The 21283-nt window shown below is 66.3% G+C and carries 17 protein-coding genes, 1 tRNA gene and 1 pseudogene; 8 read left to right on the top strand and 11 right to left on the bottom strand.

The features are described from left to right. Positions 1-1156: 1156 nt before the first annotated feature. From QSJ19_RS15980 to QSJ19_RS15990, 3 genes are all read left to right on the top strand, one after another. Entirely contained in the window at positions 1157-1957 is an 801-nt protein-coding gene (locus QSJ19_RS15980; protein WP_286321813.1) for a DUF8176 domain-containing protein, read from the top strand. A 134-nt stretch (positions 1958-2091) separates the two neighbouring features. Beyond that, positions 2092-3330, top strand: coding sequence for a hypothetical protein (locus tag QSJ19_RS15985; protein WP_286322013.1), 1239 nt, complete (start codon positions 2092-2094; stop codon positions 3328-3330). A gap of 63 nt (positions 3331-3393) precedes the next feature. After that, positions 3394-4101: a hypothetical protein gene (locus tag QSJ19_RS15990; RefSeq protein ID WP_286321814.1), complete on the top strand. Its 708-nt coding sequence runs from the start codon at positions 3394-3396 to the stop codon at positions 4099-4101. Positions 4102-5267: 1166 nt separating this feature from the next. Here QSJ19_RS15990 and QSJ19_RS15995 read toward each other — a convergent pair. Continuing rightward, positions 5268-5546, bottom strand: a complete 279-nt coding sequence (locus tag QSJ19_RS15995) for a DUF4190 domain-containing protein (RefSeq protein WP_286321815.1) — start codon at positions 5544-5546, stop codon at positions 5268-5270. A gap of 917 nt (positions 5547-6463) precedes the next feature. Further along, entirely contained in the window at positions 6464-6637 is a 174-nt protein-coding gene (locus tag QSJ19_RS16000) for a hypothetical protein (RefSeq protein ID WP_286321816.1), read from the bottom strand. Between the two features lie 135 nt (positions 6638-6772). Between QSJ19_RS16000 and QSJ19_RS16005 the strand changes: the two genes are divergently transcribed. Then, positions 6773-7294, top strand: a complete 522-nt coding sequence (locus QSJ19_RS16005; RefSeq protein WP_286321819.1) for a peptidylprolyl isomerase — start codon at positions 6773-6775, stop codon at positions 7292-7294. Positions 7295-7338: 44 nt separating this feature from the next. After that, positions 7339-8235 (top strand): rhomboid family intramembrane serine protease, encoded by an 897-nt coding sequence (locus QSJ19_RS16010; RefSeq protein WP_286321821.1) that lies wholly within the window; start codon positions 7339-7341, stop codon positions 8233-8235. Between the two features lie 28 nt (positions 8236-8263). On the opposite strand, the gene QSJ19_RS16015 is transcribed toward QSJ19_RS16010, so the two are convergent. After that, positions 8264-8767: a PH domain-containing protein gene (locus tag QSJ19_RS16015; RefSeq protein ID WP_286321823.1), complete on the bottom strand. Its 504-nt coding sequence runs from the start codon at positions 8765-8767 to the stop codon at positions 8264-8266. A gap of 127 nt (positions 8768-8894) precedes the next feature. Beyond that, positions 8895-9185 carry a cell division protein CrgA gene (crgA, locus tag QSJ19_RS16020; protein WP_286321825.1) on the bottom strand — a complete coding sequence of 97 codons (291 nt, stop codon included), beginning with the start codon at positions 9183-9185 and terminating at the stop codon, positions 8895-8897. A 218-nt stretch (positions 9186-9403) separates the two neighbouring features. On the opposite strand from crgA, the gene QSJ19_RS16025 reads away from it, so the two are divergent. Continuing rightward, entirely contained in the window at positions 9404-10087 is a 684-nt protein-coding gene (locus QSJ19_RS16025) for an aminodeoxychorismate/anthranilate synthase component II (RefSeq protein ID WP_286321827.1), read from the top strand. Between the two features lie 64 nt (positions 10088-10151). On the opposite strand, the gene pknB is transcribed toward QSJ19_RS16025, so the two are convergent. The 7 genes from pknB to QSJ19_RS16060 form a co-directional block, all read right to left on the bottom strand. Next, entirely contained in the window at positions 10152-12074 is a 1923-nt protein-coding gene (gene pknB / locus QSJ19_RS16030; RefSeq protein WP_286321829.1) for a Stk1 family PASTA domain-containing Ser/Thr kinase, read from the bottom strand. 105 nt (positions 12075-12179) lie between these two features. Then, positions 12180-13559, bottom strand: coding sequence for a serine/threonine-protein kinase (locus tag QSJ19_RS16035; protein ID WP_286321830.1), 1380 nt, complete (start codon positions 13557-13559; stop codon positions 12180-12182). Then, entirely contained in the window at positions 13559-15064 is a 1506-nt protein-coding gene (locus QSJ19_RS16040; RefSeq protein ID WP_286321832.1) for a peptidoglycan D,D-transpeptidase FtsI family protein, read from the bottom strand. Before QSJ19_RS16040 ends, QSJ19_RS16035 begins: the two co-directional genes overlap by 1 nt. Beyond that, entirely contained in the window at positions 15061-16491 is a 1431-nt protein-coding gene (locus QSJ19_RS16045; protein WP_187587062.1) for an FtsW/RodA/SpoVE family cell cycle protein, read from the bottom strand. Before QSJ19_RS16045 ends, QSJ19_RS16040 begins: the two co-directional genes overlap by 4 nt. Next, a complete protein-coding gene (locus tag QSJ19_RS16050; protein ID WP_286321834.1) occupies positions 16492-17985 on the bottom strand; it encodes a PP2C family protein-serine/threonine phosphatase in 1494 nt (497 codons plus the stop codon). After that, on the bottom strand, positions 17982-18446 hold the full coding sequence (locus tag QSJ19_RS16055) for an FHA domain-containing protein FhaB/FipA (protein ID WP_286321835.1): 465 nt from the start codon (positions 18444-18446) through the stop codon (positions 17982-17984). The genes QSJ19_RS16050 and QSJ19_RS16055 overlap by 4 nt, the downstream gene beginning before the upstream one ends. Before the next feature lie 177 nt (positions 18447-18623). After that, positions 18624-19814 carry an FHA domain-containing protein gene (locus QSJ19_RS16060; protein ID WP_286321837.1) on the bottom strand — a complete coding sequence of 397 codons (1191 nt, stop codon included), beginning with the start codon at positions 19812-19814 and terminating at the stop codon, positions 18624-18626. Between the two features lie 376 nt (positions 19815-20190). Between QSJ19_RS16060 and QSJ19_RS16065 the strand changes: the two genes are divergently transcribed. Beyond that, positions 20191-20276, top strand: a tRNA-Leu gene (locus QSJ19_RS16065). A gap of 360 nt (positions 20277-20636) precedes the next feature. After that, positions 20637-21278: pseudogene (locus tag QSJ19_RS16070) on the top strand (type I restriction-modification system subunit M); the annotation flags it as partial. Positions 21279-21283: the final 5 nt, after the last annotated feature.

Consider the following 21283-nt stretch of genomic DNA (forward strand, 5'->3'; position numbering starts at 1 on the left):
GATCATCATGTGCTCCCTACAGCCGACGGTCGTGTTCTCTAGGCGTACCAGGCGACAGTACGTGTACGCGTGTGTTCGGGAGTTACGCAGCCGCGTGCGTGTTGTCGTTCACGCAGAGGACACGAGTCGTGCTCGATCGGCGGTCCGCTAGGTTTGACGGGTTGTCGACGTCGAGGGGGGTTCGATTCGTATGCGCAAGATGTGTGCGGTGGTTGTCGCGGTCGTGGTTGGTGCGTTGTCGTTGCTGGGGGCGGGGAGTGCGGTCGCGGAGCCGCAGTTGGACCGGATCACAATCCCCAGTGACAATTTTGGAACGGTCGGTGATCACGACTCGTGTCGTGGTGCCCTCCGTGTCGGAGCGATTGCGCCGAAGGGCAAACGCGGAACCATTCGAATAACAGTGACATCGTATGGCTTCGTCGGGAATGGTGCGGGATGGGCCAAGAATCCGAAATGTCGATTCTTGCTGCGCCTCACGCAGTGGAGCGCGAAGTATCCCGTCGGTCGCGAGAGCTTCCACCCTGTGGCCTTTGGACCAAAGCGCGGCGAGAAGTTTGTCCGAGAATTGTCCCCGGGTTCCGGTCTTGGTTCGTTCAATGTTGCTACGTATGCCGTCAATAGTCCCGTCCAGATCCCTCAGTCGTATGGCGGTACCGGGTTCGTGGCGATGGTGCCCTGAGCCTCGAGAATCCAGGAAGGCTCACATGTGATGAGGAACACGTCGGTCCAGCCTGAATTTAGGATGCCGCGACTGCCGACGATGCCTGAGCCGGGAGCGACTGGACTACCACGCATACGTTGAACTGCGGGGACGGGTTCATCGTGAACAGGCGGAACGCGATTCCACCAGCCGCGAGAACGGTATTGGCACGGAAGGTTCCTGGGATGAGCCTCCCCGGAAGCGGAAAAATTTATTCAAGCGACCGACATCTCAGGTGCGCTTCGACGTATTGGAGGCCTTCACCTCGAGTTCTGATGTGAATGGCAGACGGAGCTTCGGATAGTCTGCTGCCAGCATTGTCGGGGTGCAGCGCGGGAGGGTGCTGCTGTTCAGGGGTGAGGGAATGACTTCGGGGGGATGTTCAGCTCTGTGTGCGATCTCTGATGTCTGCCTGCGGAACGCTCGCTGTCGTCGAGCAGTGGGAGGAGATCGGTGATGTCGCGCGGGACGGTGTGGTTCGACGACATTGCCGCCTGGCCATCGTCGGATGACACTCCCGCTTCCGAGCTGGCCCGCGCGTTGGCTGCGGAGCGACTGATCTCGAGGATCCAAACTCCGACCGAGCACGAAGCGCCGGTCTTGCAAGCCAACGTCCTGCCATCGCCAATGGATTTCGCCGACGCGGCATCCGAGGCCGACGATTCCGATCCCTTCGAGCAGATGCGGCTGCGTCCGAGTGCCAGCGACGGATCGGGAACTCGACGATTGTGGAAGGACCACAAGAGTCCGATCCTTGGCGCGGCGGCCACTGCTGTTGTCGTGGGGATCGCCGCTATCATCGCGGTCACGCAAATGTCGGATGGTAGTTCGCAACCCGAGGATCGGGCAATTCAGTCAGCCGCACCGACGTCGTCAACCCCGTCGGATCCGTGCCCGACAATTGTGGACGGTGCCGTGACAACAGGCCACGGTTCCGGCGACCAGAAGTCCGGTGCTGGAGCCATTCTTGCCTTCAACCACGCTTACTACATCGAGCGATCCGCCGCTGCGGCGCGAGCAGTCGCCGCGCCCAACGCCGTGGCGACCGCCGACGTGATGCAGAAATACATCGACCAGCGTCCGGCAGGTACACAACATTGCCTGTCGATCACCGACCGTGGCCGTGGGACGTACTCCGTTGTCCTGACCGAGATCCCGCCGGAGCCGGGTGCCCAGCCGATCGTCTACCGACAGACGATCAAGACCATACAGTCCCGGGGGAAGACCTGGATCGCCTCGATCGCATCCGAGGGATAACCCGCAGCACAACGACTTCCGTCCTCCGCGAGGAGGCATGACCGAGAGGAACGACCACCATGACGCAGCCCGCCCAGCGAGCCAGACACCGCCACAGCCAGTGCGACGACCGACGCACACCTTTCCTGATGACGATGACATCGGCGGCGTTGGCCGCGTCCATTGCCGCCGGAATCGGCGCGGGCGCAGCACAAGCCGTGCCCGAGCAGGGTGGGACGAGTCCCAGCGACACCGCGCCTCAGCAAGGCGGAACAAGTCCGACCCCGAGTCCGGGCTCGCCGGAACAGGGCGGCACCACACCCACTCCCCAACCCGAGGTGGCGCCGATCTATTCGCCGGGTCCAGGCTCGATTCCGGGACCGCCGCAGGAAGCCCCGTACCAGCCGTATGTGGAGCCGGGCTCCTACACCGCGCCGTCGTACGACAACGCCTACAACCCGGTGCCGAATCGGCCGCTCACCGCGCCGAAGCCGACGGCGCCGGTGCGCCCGATCGCGCCGCCGCCGGAGAAGATCCGTGTGGGCAACTTCGTCACCGACATCCCGAAAGGCATGTCCGACAAAGACGTCAACTCCGTCAACGCGTGGTCGGCATACGGCGAGGCCAAGATCGCGCAGGGACTGATCTCGGTCGGTGTGCCCCAGGATGAGGCGTCGCGGCAGGCGGCATCGACGATCATCGGTGTGATGACTGGCGGGACCGCGGGAGCGGTCACGTTGGGGATCCCCGCGGCGGTTCTCGGGGCTGCTGGGGGTGCGGTGATCGGAACCGGAGTGGGCGCCATCGCCGGAGGGATCTACAACGGGGCCACATTCATTTGGCTTGGACCCATGACACCCCAATGGGGGGTGATGGTAGGCCTCGGCGCCGCCGCCGGCGCCGGCATCGGGCTCGCAGCAGGCGGAGCGATTGGAGCCGTCGGCGTCGGAGCCGCCGGTGCCGCCCTCGGTGCCGCAATCGGCGGAACCGCGGGAGGCGCACTCGCCTACGCCCTCGGCGCCGGCGATCCCGGCGCAAATCCACGCGAGCCGTGGAAGCAGGGAAAGCCGAACGCCCCCAGAGCGGAGCCACTTCCGAATCCCGATGGCAACCAGTTCGAGTACAAGTTGTCGGCCGACGACGCGAAGAAGGCCGGTCTCCCGGGAGTCGAGTACATCGTCAACAAGCGCGGCGATGTGAACGTCGAAGTTGGCGGATGGAAGGCGAACTGGAGCGTCGGGCAGGCCCTGGCGCCGTACGCTGTTCTCGGCGGCGGAGCCAAGAACGGTGAGAAGTCCGCGCGCGACTTCACCAAGCAGCGCAGTGGTCAGCTCGAGTCGGCTGTCCACGGTGGGCAGGTCAACTGGCCGCAGGAGTCCGCCCCGACCCGCTGATCTCCACGGTCGGTCCCACTAGACTGGCGCGGTCGCCGGAACCGATCGAGATCGAGAGTGATGATGAGCGAGGATGCACAGGGGCAGGCCGGTCCCATCCATCCGCCGGACACCGCCGAGCGCAGCGTCGTGGTGTGCGGCACCGCCGGAGGAGTGGGCACGTCGGTCGTGTCTGCGCTCCTCGCCGAGTATCGCGCAGGGACGTCTCTGGGCGGAGCGTCATGGTGGGTCGACGCCGCCGGAAACGACGGCGACATCCATCAGCGATTGCGAGCGACCGGTGATCAGACCTTGTTGCGAACCGCACTCGGGACCGGACTATTACCGGCACCTGAGGCCGCGGTGTCCGATATCGTCCTGCACACATGGCGATTCGGTGCGGTACCCGTCGTGGACGCCGGGACACGGCCCCTCACGGTCCTGCCCGAACTCGAGTCTGATGAACTCGGTAGCGTCACACCTGTTCTGATCGTCGGCCCGAGGCCCGATCTGCTGAATCGTTCCCGGGAGATCTTCACCGAATGGGACCATGCCGGGGTGTTGGCGAAGACCATCATCGTGATCTGTTGCCAGGTACCGACTCTCAATCACCAGGCGCTGACGCAGATGTTGATCGATGCGGTATCAGGGAAGGTCGCAGGAGTCGTTGGGCTCGACTACGAACCGGTCCTTGGTGAGGGCACAGCGCTGGACAAGGATTCGCAACAACGGTTCTCGAGCAGAACCTGGGAGTCGATCGGAAGACTCTCTGCTGGAACCAGGCGCGCCTAGTACCGGCCTAGCGAGCACATTTTCACTCTCACGGAACGACCATCCAATTCGAGCTGCCAAGGCTTGTCCCGGTGCCACCCACCGTAATGACATGCGGGCCTGAACCAGATTTGACGGTCACGTGAACGCGCTTACCACCGCGGGGTCCTGCAGTGATCGTCCGCTCCCATCGCGGATCCTTGCGGACCAGGTCAACAGCGACTCCTGTACGGATGGTGCACACGGGGTTTCGATGCCACGCTGGGCCGTCGCCCACGAACGGCCGAGGAGTGAGCGTGATGAAAGCCGTTCCGCGCTGCTGTGGATCGACTTTGATCCCGACGTGGATGGCGCCCCGACAACCGCTGTTGGAGCCAACCGACCAGATATCCTGCGAGTACTGGCTGATTCGCGGGGCTTCATACGGGCGAGCTGAGGCGGGAGCCGATGCGATCAGGGCCGCGGGGAGCGACGCTATTGCGCTGGCAGCGAGAGCAATTGCGCGGTGATTCATCTTAAACTCTCGTGATGCGCTGGTGAGCACGGACCGTAACCCCACGGATGCATTCGCCACCCGCGAACTCACGGGATGAGTACAAAGTTTCGGGTTCCCCACTGCACGCCCTCCGTGAAGAACTCCAACATGTGCGGACCGCTTCCGGGCGTGAGTGTTAGGTGTGCCGCGCGCCCGCCACGTGGGCCGGCCGTGATGTTGCGAGACCAGCCCTCGCCTCGGACGATGTCCATCCGAGCAGTCACTTGGAGGTTGCACACCGGCTTCCGCCGCCACGCCGGACCGTCGCCCACGAACGGTCGCGGTGTGTAGGTGATGAATGCCTTGCCGGGCTTCGTGCGGTCAACCGCGATCCCGACTTGGATTGCGCCGCGACACCCGCTGTTTCCCCCGACCGCCCAGATGTCTTCGCTGTACTGGCTGATTCGCGGTGCCGGATACGGCGCCGCCGCAGCAGCTCCACTTCCCACCAACGACATCACGACCAGAGCAAGTGCACTGCACACGAAAACAAGCGAACGTCGAAACACGTCAGACCTTTCGGCTGGATCCCCCGGCGACCCTGTCGCCCCGATGCCTGACACGGTAACCGACCTGTCCGAAAGGGTCAGAACCGCCTCGTGACAACGCAGTTCATGTCGTCCAGCCGAATGACAGCCGGTTGTGTCGACGCCTACGAACTCTGGCCTGAGATCCAGAAGAACGTGATCAATGCGAGCACGATGACGACAACGTACAGCCAACCGATCCAGATCGCCACGCGCGCAAAGGGTTCCCCGAACTCGCGAGTACGCGCGATCTGGTTACGAGCGCGATACCCGAGGTAGAGGCCGATCGGCGAGGTGATGCCGAGGACCGACAGCACCAACGCCCAGATCGCGGTGCGATTGGTGCCGCGGGCGGCTGCGGTGCGGGAGGGCCGTGCGGCCTGAGAATTGCTCCGCGTGGGCACGGGCTCCTCCGGAACGTCGTCGGTGACCGGGATATTGGCCGAATAGGCCAACGGGCGCTGTGGTGAGCTGTCGACCACGGAGGTCGGGGCAGCCGAGTCGGCGGGGGAGGAGTCGACGGCGGCGAAGTCGTCGTTCGGACCCTGAATCGGCGCCGGGCGATTGACGCGCGTCGCAGCGTCCGGGGTCGGACCGGCGGGCGTTCGCGTCGTCTTGTCTGACGAATCGGGATCGAGAGGCGCGGGCGCTGAGCGTGTCGGCGCCGCGCTCGGTGGTCGAGCACCAGGACCACCGGGAGCACCCAGGCCGCCCGGGCCCGCGGGCCCACCGGGAGCTGCACCAGGGCCGGGGCCGGGTCCACCGGCACGGGGTGGCTGACCGCCGGGAGGGGGGCCGACACGTCCGGGCGGCGGAGGCCGTCGTCCGGGAGGTGGCCGGTAGCCAGGAGGCGGGGGACCGCCACGACGTGGTGGGGCGTTACGACCTCCGCCCGGACCCGAGGCGTTCCACGGCGGGGCACCGCCCGGTGCGGGACCGCCCGGCGGCACCGGAGCGGGAGCACCGGCACCACCCGGGCCGCGCGGTGCAGGGGGACGCTGATGCGGGGCACCACCGCTCGGACCCGGCTGCGGTGGACGCAGTCCCGGTCGGCCAGACGGCGGGGGAGTAGCACCGGGACGCGGTCCGGGGCCCGCAGGCGCCGAACCCGAGGGTTGTGGACCCGGTGCGGTCACCGGTGCGCTGGGGCGTCGTTCCCACGGGGCCGAGATCGGCGCGTTCGCGGTGGCTGCACCGCCGTCGTCGGCCGGCCGGGCGTCCCGGTCACCCGGGTCGCCCGGCGGACGCGAACTGTCGTCGGAGGTCACTGGTACAAATTACCGCTGCGAAGGCACAGGTCGCGTCGCGGCCGGGCTCGTGGTCATGACGCCGCCGCAGCGTCGCCGGAGGGCGGGGACAGCTCTTCGACCCGTGGAACCGTCGCCGACACCGGTGGCGGCTCCCGACGCGAGCGTCGGACGATGACGGCGGTGATCGCGGTCGCCACGAGCGATGCCGCGACCGACACCGCCGCCACGACGTACTTGTTCGACATGACCTCCAGCGTGCCAGTCTCAGTCGCCGCCTGTCACCTCGGCCGTCGCAGAACACAGTGCAGAACAGGTGCGCCATCGCCGGTGTTCGCTCACGGCCGAGTCCGGCATACACCGTTTAGTGGTTGGATGGAGTCGTGACTACTCAGAAGCAGACCGCGACTCTGAAGACCAATCGCGGCGACATCGTTGTCGACCTCTTCCCGAATCACGCGCCGAAGACCGTGGCCAACTTCGTCGGCCTCGCCGACGGGTCGAAGGACTACAGCCAGCCCAACGCCTCCGGCGGCGACAGCGGGCCGTTCTACGACGGCTCGGTGTTCCACCGCGTCATCGAGGGCTTCATGATCCAGGGTGGAGACCCGACCGGCACGGGTCGCGGCGGACCGGGCTACCAGTTCGAGGACGAGTTCCATCCGGAACTGCAGTTCGACCGTCCCTACCTGCTGGCCATGGCGAACGCCGGCCCGGGCACCAACGGTTCGCAGTTCTTCATCACCGTCGGCCCGACCCCGCACCTGAACCGTCGGCACAGCATCTTCGGTGAGGTCACCGACCCGGCCTCCCAGCAGATCGTCGACGCGATCGCCACCACCTCGACCGACCGCGCGGATCGTCCGCTCGACGAGGTCGTCATCCAGAAGATCGAAGTCAGCTGACCGGCCCGTACCAACCCGGTCCGCACACCGCAGGTCCGCCTGCGGTGTGCTACCGGCACCCCGACCGCCCGACCGGACTGTCCTGCAGCCGGTGCGGGCGGCCGGCGTGCCCGGAATGTCTCCGGCCCGCAGCGGTCGGACAACACTGTATCGACTGCCTCCGCAACGACGGAGTGCAGAGGTCGGCCGTGCGGCCGACGTTCGGCGATCGCGGAATCAGCCCGATGGTCGCCAAGCCGATGGTCGCCTCGCGCCCCTACGCCACCTACGGCCTGATCGCGCTCAACCTCGTCATCTTCGCGTTCTGCGCTCTCCAGGCACGCGGGTTCGACATGATCCGTTCGCAGTTGTTCGTCGACTGGGCGCTCGTCAAACCCTGGATCGCCGGCGGCGAGTACTGGCGCCTTCTCACCGCGGGATTCCTGCACTTCTCGGTGACCCACATCGCGCTGAACATGATCTCGCTGTACATCCTCGGCCGGGACCTCGAGATCGCCATCGGGATCCCGCGCTACCTCGGCGTCTACCTGACCGCGCTGCTCGGCGGCAGCGCCGCGGTCATGCTGCTCGGCTCCGGGACCGCGATCAACGCGGGTGCATCGGGTGCCATCTACGGCCTGATGGGCGCCGTACTGATCGTCGTCCTCAGGGCGCGGGTGTCACCGGTTCCCGTCATCAGCATCATCGTGCTCAACCTGGTCCTGTCGGTGACGATCCCGGGCATCTCGCTGCTCGCACACGTCGGCGGACTGGTCTTCGGCGCGGCCGCGACGGCCGGCATCCTGTTCCTCCCGCAATGGGTGCTGTCGGCAGACAGACGCAATGCAGCCGCGGCGAGTCGAGTCGGGTGGATCGCGATCGTGGTGCTGCTGATCGTCGCCGTGGCGATCGGCGTCGGCGTGGGAATCTCCTACGCGAACACGCACATCCTCGTCGGGTAGCGCTCCGGCGAATGCCACGCTCGGGCTCCTACTTGCGCTGATCCTCGACGTCGAAACCCGCCCGACGCAGACTCTCCGCGACGTCACCCAGATCCGTACCGAGGTCCCACCGGCTGAACACGATCAGACGAGTGTCGTCGCGGGGACCCTCGGTGTCTGCCGCCGCAGGTGCATCCGCGTGCAGAACGTCGAATTCGATCTGACCCGTCCGTCGGCCGATCCGACGAAAGTCCAGTAACCGGATCCGGTCGATTCGGTCGTGCGGATAGACATGCGTGCCGCCGATGGTGCGGATCGCGATCGCCGGTTCACCGGCGTCGTCGGTGATCGCGAGACGTGGTCGCACCAGGAGCGCGTACGCCGCGAAGGCCATCAACAAAAGCCCGGCGACGCCCATCAGGACCAGACCCGCCGGATCGGACGACGTCATCACGGCGGCGACCAACAGGATCACCCCGCCGACGGCCAGCGCGATCCCGGCGGGGCGGGGCGTCGCCCACGCCTGTGTGGACAGATGTGCCGAGTTATCCACAGGTGTTACTCACAATGGGGAGAACTTACACACATGTGATTTCCACAGTGTGGATGAATTACGCACATGTGAGTCGATGCTGTTGATGACTGTGTCGGAAGAGGATCGTCCCAGTTCAGAGGGGAGATCAGCGCCACCGCATCGTCATCAGCAGGCCGACCACCATGAGCGCGAAGCCGATCAAGAAGTTCCAGGGGCCGAGCTCGTACATCCAATTCAGGGCCTTGCCCTCACCACCGAGGGCCGTCGGCGTAGCGACGAGATAGAACACGATGAGCCAGGCGAGTCCGAGGATCATCAGGCCGAGCATGATCCACACGTAGATGTTGCTCGACGGCCCGGCCTTCACCTTGACCGGCGTGCGGCTGGCCGGGTTGATCGTGTAGTCGGTCTTCTTCCGGACTTTTGACTTCGGCATGACTTCCTCTGTAGTGCTGAACAGCTCGTCGGGCTGTCGGTCAGACGCGACGGTACCGCCACCGTTGGCTCGGGGCCCACAGGTGGGCCGTCGCTCGCAAGAACGTCCCTCTACGGTATCTCACCAGGTCGCCGACCCGGCAACGTCGCGTCAGCCCAGGTGGCGCCCCGCGGAAAACCGGTCGACCGGGGTATCGGCCCGGGAGGTAGCCTGACGGGGTGAATCAGCCGTCTGCGCACGTGGGAGCAGGGTCGACAGTCGGCCGTGTCCTGGTCATCGACAACTACGACAGCTTCGTCTACAACCTGGTGCAGTACCTGGGTCAACTGGGTGTCGATGCCGTGGTGTGGCGCAACGACGACCCGCAACTGGCCGACCCTGCTGCGGCTGTGGACGGATTCGACGGAGTCCTGCTGAGTCCCGGTCCGGGCACTCCGCAGCGTGCCGGCGCGACCATCCCGATGGTCGGCGTGGCCCGCGACAGCGGCATCCCGTTGCTCGGCGTGTGCCTCGGGCACCAGGCGATCGGTGCGGCATTCGGAGGGACGGTCGACCGCGCGCCCGAACTGTTGCACGGCAAGACCTCGCAGGTGTTCCACGACGGCGTGGGTGTCTTCGTCGGCCTGCCGGATCCGTTCACCGCGACCCGTTACCACTCGCTCACCGTGCTGCCGGAGACGATCCCCGACGAACTCATCGTGACCGGACGCACCGAGACCGGAATCGTGATGGCGATGGCACACCGCGAACTACCGATCCACGGCGTGCAGTTCCATCCGGAGAGCGTTCTCACGCAGGGCGGACACCGCATGCTCGCCAACTGGCTCGCGGTGTGCGGCATCGAGATCCCGGAGTCGCGTGTGGCGGTGCTGGAGAGCGAGATGGCCGAGGCGGTCGGCTGAACGCCGACGACCCGCGCCGACGACCCGCCGAGTCATTCCCGAACCGAGTCATTCCCGAACCGAGTCAGCCCGGTAGCAGACTGCCCTGGCCGACGACGATCGCCACCGAACCGTTCTTGCGGACCCGCGAACCCGGATCGGGTTCCTGCCCGATCACCTTGCCGTCGTCGGGACTCGTGATCGGTACGTTGCGCGACGACCGCGTCAGCGTGGAGTCCTCCCAGCCGGCCGCTGCCAGCGTGGCCCGCGCCTGAGCGGGTGTCTGACCGCGCAGATTCGGCATCACGAACATGTTCCCTCGGGACACGACGATCTGGACCGTGCTGCCCTGCTCGACGGTCTCGCCTGCCGATGGCGAACTGCTGACGACGCGGCCGGCCGGCAACTCGGAGTCGCCGGCGATGGTGACCACCTTCAGATTGATCTGCTCGAGAACGGTTCGCGCTGCATCCTCGGCCTGTCCGGTCACGTCGGGGATCGTGACCTCCTTCGGCCCGTTACCGACGTGCACCACGACGGCGCCGTTGACCGGTGCCTCGGCGCCGATCGGCGGGGTCGTGCTGACGACCTTGTCCTTGAGCTCGGGAGTGGAGTCGACGCGATCGGGTTTGACGTTCGAGAATCCGAGGACGCGCAGCGCCTCGGTCGCCTCGTCGGGTGTCTTGCCACGGAGATCCGGCATCTGATGTCGCTGCGGACCCGTGGACACGTACAGCGTGACCTCCGAACCCTGCGCCGCGAGCACGTTCTCCGACGGCGTCGACCGCGTCGCCGAACCCGCGGCGACGTCCAGGCTGGGTTCGTCGAGCTGTTTCACCCGGAAGCCGGCTTCCTCGAGACTGCTGCGCGCCTCCGACACCGCCTTGCCTGCGACGGACGGCACCGGCACCTGCCGAGCGACGTCCGATCCCCACGGCGACCACAGCAGCAGACCTGCGATCAGCACGACGACCAGCGCCGCGGCACCGATCAGCGGGCCGCGCCGTCGGCGGCGCGACGGTGGCTCCCCGCCGTCGGCGTCCTCGTCGCGGCGGTGCGAACCGGACTCACGACGCGGTCCGGTGTCGGTGGCGAGTGCCCGTCGGGGCCCAGAGTCCATGAACTCGGTGCGGTCCTGATCGGACAGCAGCATCGGTGCCGACGGCTTGCCGCCGGCGAGCACCTTGATCAGGTCCGCGCGCAACTCTGCCGCCGACTGATAGCGGTTCGCCGGGTTCTTGCTCATCGCCTTGAGCACCACGGAGTCCAGTTCGCGGGGAATCTCCGGGCGGATCGACGACGGCCACACTGGGTCTTCGTGCACGTGCTGGTGAGCGACCGCGACCGGCGAATCACCGGTGAACGGCGGCTCGCCGGTCATCAGTTCGAAAAGTACGCAACCCATCGAGTAGATGTCGCTGCGTGGATCGACCTTGATGCCGCGGGCCTGCTCCGGCGACAGGTACTGCGCGGTGCCCATCACCGCCGACGTCTGCGTCATCGTCGACGTCGTGTCACTCATCGCACGCGCGATGCCGAAGTCCATCACCTTCACGGCTCCGGACTTGTCGATCATCACGTTGGCCGGCTTCATGTCGCGGTGGACGATGCCGTTGCGGTGGGAGAAGTCCATCGCGGCGGCGACGTCGGCCATCCACGTCATCGCCTGGCGCGGCGGCACCGGGCCGTTGCCGCGCAGTACGTCGCGCAGTGTCTCACCGTCGACGTACTCCATGACGATGAACGGCAGCGGACCCTCCTCGGTCTCCGCCTCCCCGGTGTCGAAGACCTGGACGATCGTCGGATGGTTCAGCTTCGCCGCGTTCTGCGCCTCGCGGCGGAACCGAAGGTAGAAGGTGGGGTCGCGCGCGAGGTCGGCACGCAGCACCTTGACCGCGACGTCACGGTGCAGCAGCAGATCCCGCGCGAAGTGAACCTCCGACATGCCGCCGAAGCCGAGTGTCTCACCGAGCTCATAACGATCCGAGAGATGGTGCGGCGTCGACATCACCTTGCGCTCACCATCTTTCGCTGCTCCGACCGCGCGCCGCGCGAACGGGCGCGCTCGTGCGCGCTGTCATCGGGACCGACACCTCACCCATTATCGGCCAACTCATCGACCCGAGAGTCCCGGGATGGTGAATGTGGGGAAGACGGGTTGATCCGCCGTCGGTGCCCCGGGATCGGTGGTGTCGGTCGTCTCCGTGGTCGTCGGTTCCTCCGACGTCGGCGGAGGCGTCGTCGTGGTCTCCGTGGTCGTCGGGGTGCGACGCGTCGTGGTCGTTGGCTCGGGTTCCTGCTCCTGAGTCGTCTCCTCGACGGCGGTCGTCGTCTCGGTGACCGTGGTCGTCGACGACGTGGCCGGCACACCGGGCGACGACGAGTTCAGGTTGAGCAGCCAGTAGCCGATCAGCACCAGCGCGGCCAGCAGCAGTGCGCCGGCGACCCCGGCGAGCACCTTCTGCCCGGTGGTCCAGCTGTTGTCGTCGGCCGGCGGCACCGGACGGCTCGGCGGCCGACTGGTGGTCCGTGCGGTCGACGGCGACGCCGCGACTGATCCCGTCATCGCACGGGTCGCCGACGGCCGCACCGCAGCGGCGGCGGCCGCACCACCCGCCGCGGCGGCACCCGCGATGAGACCCGGGTGTGGCGGACGACGGCCTGCCCGGACGGTGGCGACGGCGTCGGCGAACTCGCCACCGTTGGCGTATCGCTGTCGCGGATCCTTGGCCATCGTGATGTCGATGAGCTCACGCACATTGGCGGGCACGTTCGACGGCAGCGGCGGTGGCGTCTCCCGGATGTGCTTCATCGCGACGGTGATCGCGCCGTCGCCGAGGAACGGCCGACGACCGGTCAGCGCCTCGTAGCCGACGACACCGAGCGAGTACACGTCCGACGCCGCGGTCGCCTCGTCTCCGGTGGCCTGCTCGGGCGAGATGTACTGGGCGGTGCCCATCACCATGCCGGTCTGCGTGACCGGCGCCGAGTCCACGGCCTTGGCGATGCCGAAGTCGGTGATCTTGACCTGCCCGACCGGGGTGATCAGGATGTTGCCCGGCTTCACATCGCGGTGCACCAGGCCCTTGCTGTGCGCGGCCTGCAGCGCCCGTCCGGTCTGCTCGAGCATGTCGAGCGTGTTGGTCAGCGACAGCCGGCCCATCCGCGAGATCACCGAATTGAGGGGCTCACCGTCGACGAGCTCCATCACCAGGTAGGCCAACGGCTCACCACCGGCGCGGTCGGGCGTCTCGCCGTAGTCGAAGACGTTCGCGATGCCCGGATCGTTCAGCTTGGCCGTCGTCTGCGCCTCGGCGCGGAACCGGGCGGTGAACTCGGGATCGTTGGTGTACTCGGCCTTGAGTACCTTCACTGCCACCCGCCGATTGAGCCGGGTGTCGAGTGCCTCCCACACCTGGCCCATGCCACCGGTCGCGATGAGACGCATCAGCCGGTAGCGATCGGCGATGGTGGTCCCGCTCTGCAGGGTCATCAGCGTGCACCTCCCACCAGCGCGTTGATCACTGCTCGTCCGATCGGCGCCGCCACGGTACCGCCTGTCGAGGCGGGACCCGGATCGCCGTTCTCCACCACAACGGCCACGGCGATCTGAGCGTTCGACGACGGCCCGAACGCGATGTACCAGGAGTACGGTGTCTCGGACTCGACGTCCGAGGTCGCCGAGTGTTCGGCCGTGCCGGTCTTCGAGGCGATCGAGACCGGGCCCCCCGCCCCCTGGGTACTGCGTTCCGACTCGATCATCATCGACGTCAGTGTCGCCGCCTGATCCGAACTGATCGGTTCGTTGATCGTCGTCGGCTGCGTCGTCTGCAGCGTACGCAGATCCGCTGCCTGCAGCTTGTCGACCAGGTAGGGCTGCATCCGGACGCCACCGTTGGCCACGGTCGAGGCGACCATCGCCATCTCCATCGGTGTCACCCGGACGTCACGCTGACCGATCGACGCCTGCCCCAGCGCAGCCAGGTCGGGGATGTCGCCCACGGTCGAGCGCGCCACCGGCAACGGCGTGTCGGGCTGCTTCTCGTCCAGGCCGAAGCGATTCGCGGTCTCACGGAACACGGTGATCGGATCCTTCATCTTGCTCGTCGTGAGATCGACGAATGCCGTGTTGCAGGAGTACTTGAACGCCTGCAGAAGAGACACCGTACCGCCCGACGAGCCCGGACACGTCTGGCCGCCGTAATTGGTGAGCGACGTCTCCGTATCCGGGAGCACGATGGACGGCGCCGCGGTGAGCCGGATATCCGGCGAGATGTTGTCGCGCAGCGCGGCGGCCGTGGTCAGCACCTTGAACGTGGACCCCGGCGGGTACAGCTGGTTCATCGCACGATTGAGCATCGGGGTGTTGATGTCACCCGGCTGGTTCCAGGCTGCCCAGTTGCGCTCGCGGACGTTCTGGTCGTGACTGGCCAGCTTGTTGGGATCATAGCTCGGCGACGACGCCATCGCGAGGATCTTGCCGGTGTTCGGCTGGATGGCCACGACCGCGCCGCGACAGCCCCCCTCGCAGCCGTTGCGCAGGCCGTCGTAGGCGGCGCGTTGCAGGCGCGGCACGATCGTGCTCACGACGTTGCCGCCGCGCGGGTCGCGACCGGAGAACATGTCCATGAAGCGCTGACCGAACAGGCGGTCGTCGTTGCCGTTGAGGATCGAGTTCTCGTACAGCTCCAGACCGGTGCTGCCGTACTGGAACGAGTAGTAACCGGTGACCGGCGCGAACGCCTCGGCACCGCTCGGCGGGTACGTGCGCAGGAACTTCAGCCGGCTGTCGGTCGGCACCGACACAGCAACGACCGAGCCACCGTCGGCGGTGATCGCGCCGCGCTGGCGGGCGTACTCGTCGAGCAACACCCGGTTGTTGCGGGGGTCCGCGCGCAACGAATCGGCCTTGAACACCTGGACGTAGGTGGCATTGGCGAGCAGCGCGACGACCATCACGATCACGGCGATCGACACCCGCTGGATCGGTTTGTTCATCGACGCACCGCCTGCGTCGGCAGCGAGTCGATGCTCTTGGGCGGCGGGCGCTTCCGGGTCGGATCCGGTTCGCGCGCCGCGTTCGAGATGCGGATCAGCAAGGCCACCAGGATGTAGTTCGCCAGCAACGACGACCCGCCGTAGGACAGGAACGGCGTCGTCAGGCCGGTCAGCGGGATCAGCTTGGTGACACCGCCGACGACCACGAAGACCTGCACCGCGATGGTGAACGAGAGCCCGGTCGCCAGCAACTTGCCGAAGCTGTCGCGCACGGCGATCCCGGTGCGCAGGCCGCGCATCACGAAGATCAGGTAGAGCATCAGGATCGCCCCGAGCCCGACGAGCCCGAGCTCCTCACCGACGGTGGCGATGATGAAGTCGGTGTTCGCGAACGGGACGATGTTGGGACGCCCGGAGCCGAGGCCCGTGCCGAACAATCCGCCGGTGGCGAGACCGAACAGGCTCTGCCCGATCTGATAGCCCGAACCGTCGAAGTCGCTGAACGGATCCTGCCAGATCTCGACGCGGACCTGTAGGTGTGCGAAGAGCTGGTAGGCGACGAGCGCGCCGACGACGAAGAGGGTGACACCGAGGACGAGCCAGCTGGCGCGTTCGGTCGCGACGTAGACCATTGTCAGCATCGTCGAGAAGATCAGCAGCGAGCTGCCCAGATCCGACGAGTAGGCCAGCACCGCGATCGACACGAACCACGCCGCCAGCAGCGGACCGAGGTCGCGGGCGCGGGGAAAATCCATGCCCAGGAAGTGTTTTCCCGCGGTGGTGAACAGATCGCGCTTCGACACCAGGAACGCGGCCGTGAAGATGATGATCAGGATCTTCGCGAACTCGCTGGGCTGGATCGAGAAGAACGGCAGGATGATCCAGTTCTTCGACCCGTTGATCTCCGACATCGACGACGGCAGGATCGCCGGGATGATCAGGAGGACAAGACCTCCCAGACCAAGGGTGTAGGCGTACCGCGACAGCGTGCGGTGATCGCGGACCAGAATCAGGATCGCGGCGAACGCGACGATGCCGAGCACCGCCCACAGCAACTGCTGATCGGCGTTGTTGGTGACATCGGTGTTGTTGATCGTCTCGCCGGTGTTTCCGGTGCCGAGGTCGAGCCGGTGGATGAGCACCAGTCCGAGGCCGTTGAGCACGGCGACCACCGGCAGCAGCAACGGATCCGCGTGCGGCGCATAGCGTCGCACAACGAGATGCGCGGCCCCGAACAGCACCGTGTAGGCGACCACGTACTTCACCAGATCCCAGGTGATGCTCTGACCCTGCGCGGCCTGGACGATGAGCAACGCCACGGTGACCAGACCGATGGCGAATCCGAGCAGCACCATCTCTGCGGTGCGCCCGGTCTGTTCCGGTGGCCCCTTCGGCGGGGCGTGGACGGGATTGGAGGGCTGGGTCATCTAGTGGCCCCGGCAGATCTTGTTGCCGTCGCTGTCGTACTGCGGCGGTGCCTCCTGCGACGCGGTCGCCGAGTCGTCGGGGCGGGTCGTCTCCGACACGGGTACCGGTGTCGTCGACGACGCGGCGGGGGTGCCGGCGGGTGACGGTGGTGGCGGTGTCGGACTGCGCGGGTCCGCGGGGACGGGAGCAGGTGCGGGGGCGGGGGCGGGTGCCGGATCCGGGCACAGCGGAAGGAAATTCAGCTGCTCGACGCGGTTCTGCGCATCGGAGAGCGGCATGTTGCGGATCGACTTGCCGACGACGGCGTTGCGGTCGAGCTCGGCGAGGTCGGAGGTCTGCAGCGGCGTGCAGGTGTCGGAGGCGTCGTAGTCGACGAATTCGATCTGCGGCTTCTCCTGGTCGAGGCCGGAGACGCACACGTTCTGCGACGCCGAGCTGAGGTCGAGAAACATGACCTTGTCCGGCGAGCCCTGGAAGACCACGACGTCGCCGTCCTCGGCGCCGACGTAATAGTTGTTGCGCACCAGGCTGCGTGCCACGAACAGGCCACCGATGAGAACCGCGATGACTGCGATCGCGATGCCCGCGACGAGCCAGCGTCGTCGTGGATTGCGTGGTGGCGGCGCGTCGTCGGCGAGGATGCTCGGTCGTTGCGTCTCCGCCGCCGGTGGGCGCAACGCAGCGGCACGTCCCGCCGCGGTCGCCGGGTTCGGGGTGTAGCCCTCGTCGTCGCCACCCGCGGCACCGCCGACGATGGGTCGCGAATCGCCGTACTCGGTGTCGACGACGTCGGCGACGATGACCGTCACGTTGTCGGGTCCGCCACCGCGCAGGGCGAGTTCGATGAGCCGGTCGGCACATTCCCTGTGATCGGGGATGGACCCGAGTGTGTCGGCGAGCGTCTCCTCGCTGACGACGTCGGACAGTCCGTCGCTGCAGAGCAGGTACCGGTCGCCGGCACGCGCCTCCCGGATGGTCAGCGTGGGCTCGACCTCCTGACCGGTGAGGGCACGCATGATGAGGGAGCGTTGCGGATGGGTGTGCGCCTGTTCGGCGGTGATGCGACCTTCTTCGACGAGGGTCTGCACGAACGTGTCGTCGCGGGTGATCTGCGTGAGCTGTTCGTCGCGCAGCAGGTAGCCGCGGGAATCCCCGATGTGGCACAGGCCGATTCGACTGCCGGCGAAGAGGATCGCGGTGAGCGTCGTGCCCATGCCCTCGAGTTCGGGTGAGTGCTCCACCTGTGCGGCAATGGCGGCGTTGCCGTTGTGCGTGGCCCGGTCGAGCTGGGCCAGCAGGTCGCCACCGGGTTCGTCGTCGTCGAGGGTGCGCAGCGCCTGGATCACGAGCTGGCTGGCGACCTCGCCCGCCGCGTGGCCACCCATCCCGTCGGCGAGTGCGAGCAGGCGCGCGCCGGCATAGACGGAGTCCTCGTTGTTCGACCGGACCAGACCCCGGTCACTTCGCGCGATATAGCGCAGCACGAGTGTCACGGGCGCAACTCGATCACGGTCTTGCCGATGCGGATCGGCGTGTTGATCGGAACCTTCACCGCCGTGGTCACCTTGGAGCGGTCCAGATAGGTGCCGTTCGTGGATCCGAGATCCTCGACGTACCAGTCGTCGCCGCGACGGGACAGACGTGCATGGCGTTCGGACGCGTAGTCGTCGGTGAGCACCAGTGTCGAGTCGTCCGCGCGACCCAGGAGCACCGGCTGGGCGCCGAGCGTGATGCGTGTGTTCGCCAGGGCACCATGCGTGACGACCAGGTACCGAGCCGAGCCGCGTGCCGCGCGTGCGCTGCGATCACGCTTGTCGCTGCGTGTGTAGCGTGCGAGCCTGCTCCCACCCGCGGCCGCGATGTCGGCGCGCAGTGTGCGGATGACGGCGTACACGAACAGCCAGAGCAGCAGCAGGAACCCGAAGCGGGTCAGCTGCAGCACCAAGCCCTGCATTAAGTGTTCACCTCCAGCGCCATCACTTCTCTGCCCGCTCGTTCCACCCCGGGCGCCGGTCGTAGAAACGGACCCGACTGCATCTTATGGGCAGTGACTGCTTTCCCCGACATCGAGATGTGACAGTTCAGTATCAACACCCGGTCCCGCGCGAGGGACCGGGTCGATGACCTGTGACTACTGGAACCGAACGGTGATGTCGGAGTGTCCGACGCGGATGCGGTCGCCGTCGGCGAGTTCCCAGCTGCTGACCTGCAGGTCGTTCACCGTGGTGCCGTTGGTCGAGTTGAGATCGGTGAGCATCGCGGTGGCGCCGTCCCAGCGGATCTCGACGTGCCGGCGGGACACGCCGGTGTCCGGCAGTCGGAACTGTGCGTCCTGCCCGCGTCCGATGATGTTGGAGCCCTCACGGAGCTGGAAGGTGCGGTTGCTGCCGTCCTCGAGGAGCAACGTGATCGCCGCCGGCGCATAGCCGCCCGCCGGACGTCCGTAACCCTGGTCGTAGCCGCCCTGCTCATAGCCACCCTGGGCGTAGCCGTACCCGGGCTGCTGGGCATAGCCCTGCTGATAGTCATAGCCCTGCTGCGCGTAGCCCGGGTCGTAGCCACCCTGCTGGTAGCCACCCTGCTCGTATCCGGGCTGGCCGTAACCCTGCTGGTAGCCCTGGTCGTAACCCTGTTGGCCGTAGCCCTGCTGCTCGTAGCCACCCTGCTGGTAGCCCTGCTCGTACCCGGGCTGGGCATAGCCCTGCTGGGCGTAACCCTGGTCGTATCCGGGCTGTGCTGCCTGCTGTCCGTAGCCCTGGTCGTATCCGGCCTGCTGGTAGTCGTAGCCACCCTGCTGGCCCCCCTGGTCGTACGCGGAGTCAGAACCCCTGCGCTGGTCGTATCCGGGGTTGTTGGTCATTATCGGGGCTCCTACTTCTCGGTGTGCACGTTGCGGGTGCTGCTCTGCATGTGGCCGTTGCGGACCGGCTGCGAGCGGTCGCGGCCTCGCGTCCGGGTTCACCGCTCCGCGCGCGCGGAAGATGCCGGTGTGCAACGACTGCGACTTGTCGAACTCTACGACGACACGGCCATAGGTCTGCCAGCCGTTGTCGGCGATGAAGTTCTCGAGGTGCTTCGAGAACGTCTTGCGGTTCAGCTCGTACTCGGTCGCGATGTGATCGAAATCGGTCGGGCTGAACAACAACGTATAACTGTTCGCTGCGAGGACGGTGCCGTCGCCGAGATCCTCCAGGGATTCCTCGGCTTCACGCTGCAGTCCGTTCTCGATCTCCTGCGGGGCGACCTGGCCCCCGAAGACACGCGCGAAGCCGTCGTCGACAGCTCCTTCGAGTTTGCGCTCGATGCGCTGCAAAATTCCCACCGCCGACCCTCCCTTCGCGGCTTGGTGCACACAGCGATGGCGTGTCGCCGTGCGTCTGGCCTTGATAGATGATACCGATTCTGCCCATGACGTCGGGGTTCACGTCAATCCAGCACCGCACGCAACACCGGCACCACCGACGTCGTGGCCGTCACCCTACCGCCGTCATGCCCCCTGACCAGGGAATCCGGCCTTATTCTCGATGGTGAATTCGGCATCGGTGACACCAAACACGCGGCTTCCGACCATGCGCTCGGGTTGCAACGCGTGCGTATGGTGGCAGCCCGTGTCTTCGCTCGACTCTCGGCACTGCTCGCCGAGTTTTACTTCGCGTGGGGCTACTTGCTATCGTCTTCGAGTCTCACGCAGACGTCACGGGCGAGTGGCGGAATGGCAGACGCGCTGGCTTCAGGTGCCAGTGTCCTTCGGGACGTGGGGGTTCAAGTCCCCCTTCGCCCACCACGAGCGGTTCAGCTCAAATCGGTACATCAGGTCAGGTTGCGGATATGCGGCCTGACCTCTTGTTTTATGTTGCCAACCCCGCTGGGTCCGCAGACCCTGGGGTTTTGGGATTGGTCCGTCGGCAGTCCCCCGCGCGCCAGATTGTGCGTCCATCCGCAACCGGATGCCTTCAGCTGGCCTCATGCCGGACACGAGGCATCCCGCCCTCGTTCTTCGCGCCACGCCGATACGATTAGCTGCGCAGGAGGCTGTCGGTACGCGAGTCTAGGGAAACCGCTGTGCGCGGAGGCGGCAGCGCCCACCTGGCTATTCACGTGTGGATCGCCGTGAGGGGCGAGTGCTCCGCATTGAGAGAACGGAATGTGGTTGAAGACGACGGATCTGGCAAAGGTGAAGAGCACGTTGTGGGCTGCGGCGGACGAGTTGCGAGCCAACTCGAAGTTGACGCCGGTGCAATACCGAAACCCAGTGCTCGGTCTGGTGTTCCTGGCATACGCGGAGAACCGCTTCGAGGCCGTGCGTGGCGAAGTCGAAGCGAAGGCGTCTGCCCGCAACCCTGCAACGATCGCTGACTACAAAGCCAAGTCGGTGTTGTACGTACCAGACCAGTCTCGGCTCTCTTACCTGAACGATCTGCCCGAGGGTGACGACATCGGTAAGGCCGTCGACGAGGCGATCAAGGCGATCGAGGCGGCCAATCCAGAGCTGAAGGACATCCTGCCGCGCGGCTACCAGAAGCTCGAACGCTCAACCTTGATCGAGCTACTGCGCTTGTTCGCGCCGCTGCCCACCCAGCTCGAAGGAGACGCCTTCGGGTTCATCTACGAAGACTTCCTCTCAAACTTCGCCGCGCAAGAGGGCAAAGGTGGCGGTGAGTACTTCACGCCGTACTCGATCGTCCGGCTGATCGTCGACATCTTGGAGCCATTCGAAGGGCGCGTGTTCGACCCAGCCTGCGGATCGGGGGGCATGTTCGTTCAGTGCGCGAAATTCGTTGAGCGCCACCA

The organism is Gordonia sp. ABSL11-1, assembly GCF_030315685.1.
Taxonomy (GTDB): Bacteria; Actinomycetota; Actinomycetes; order Mycobacteriales; family Mycobacteriaceae; genus Gordonia.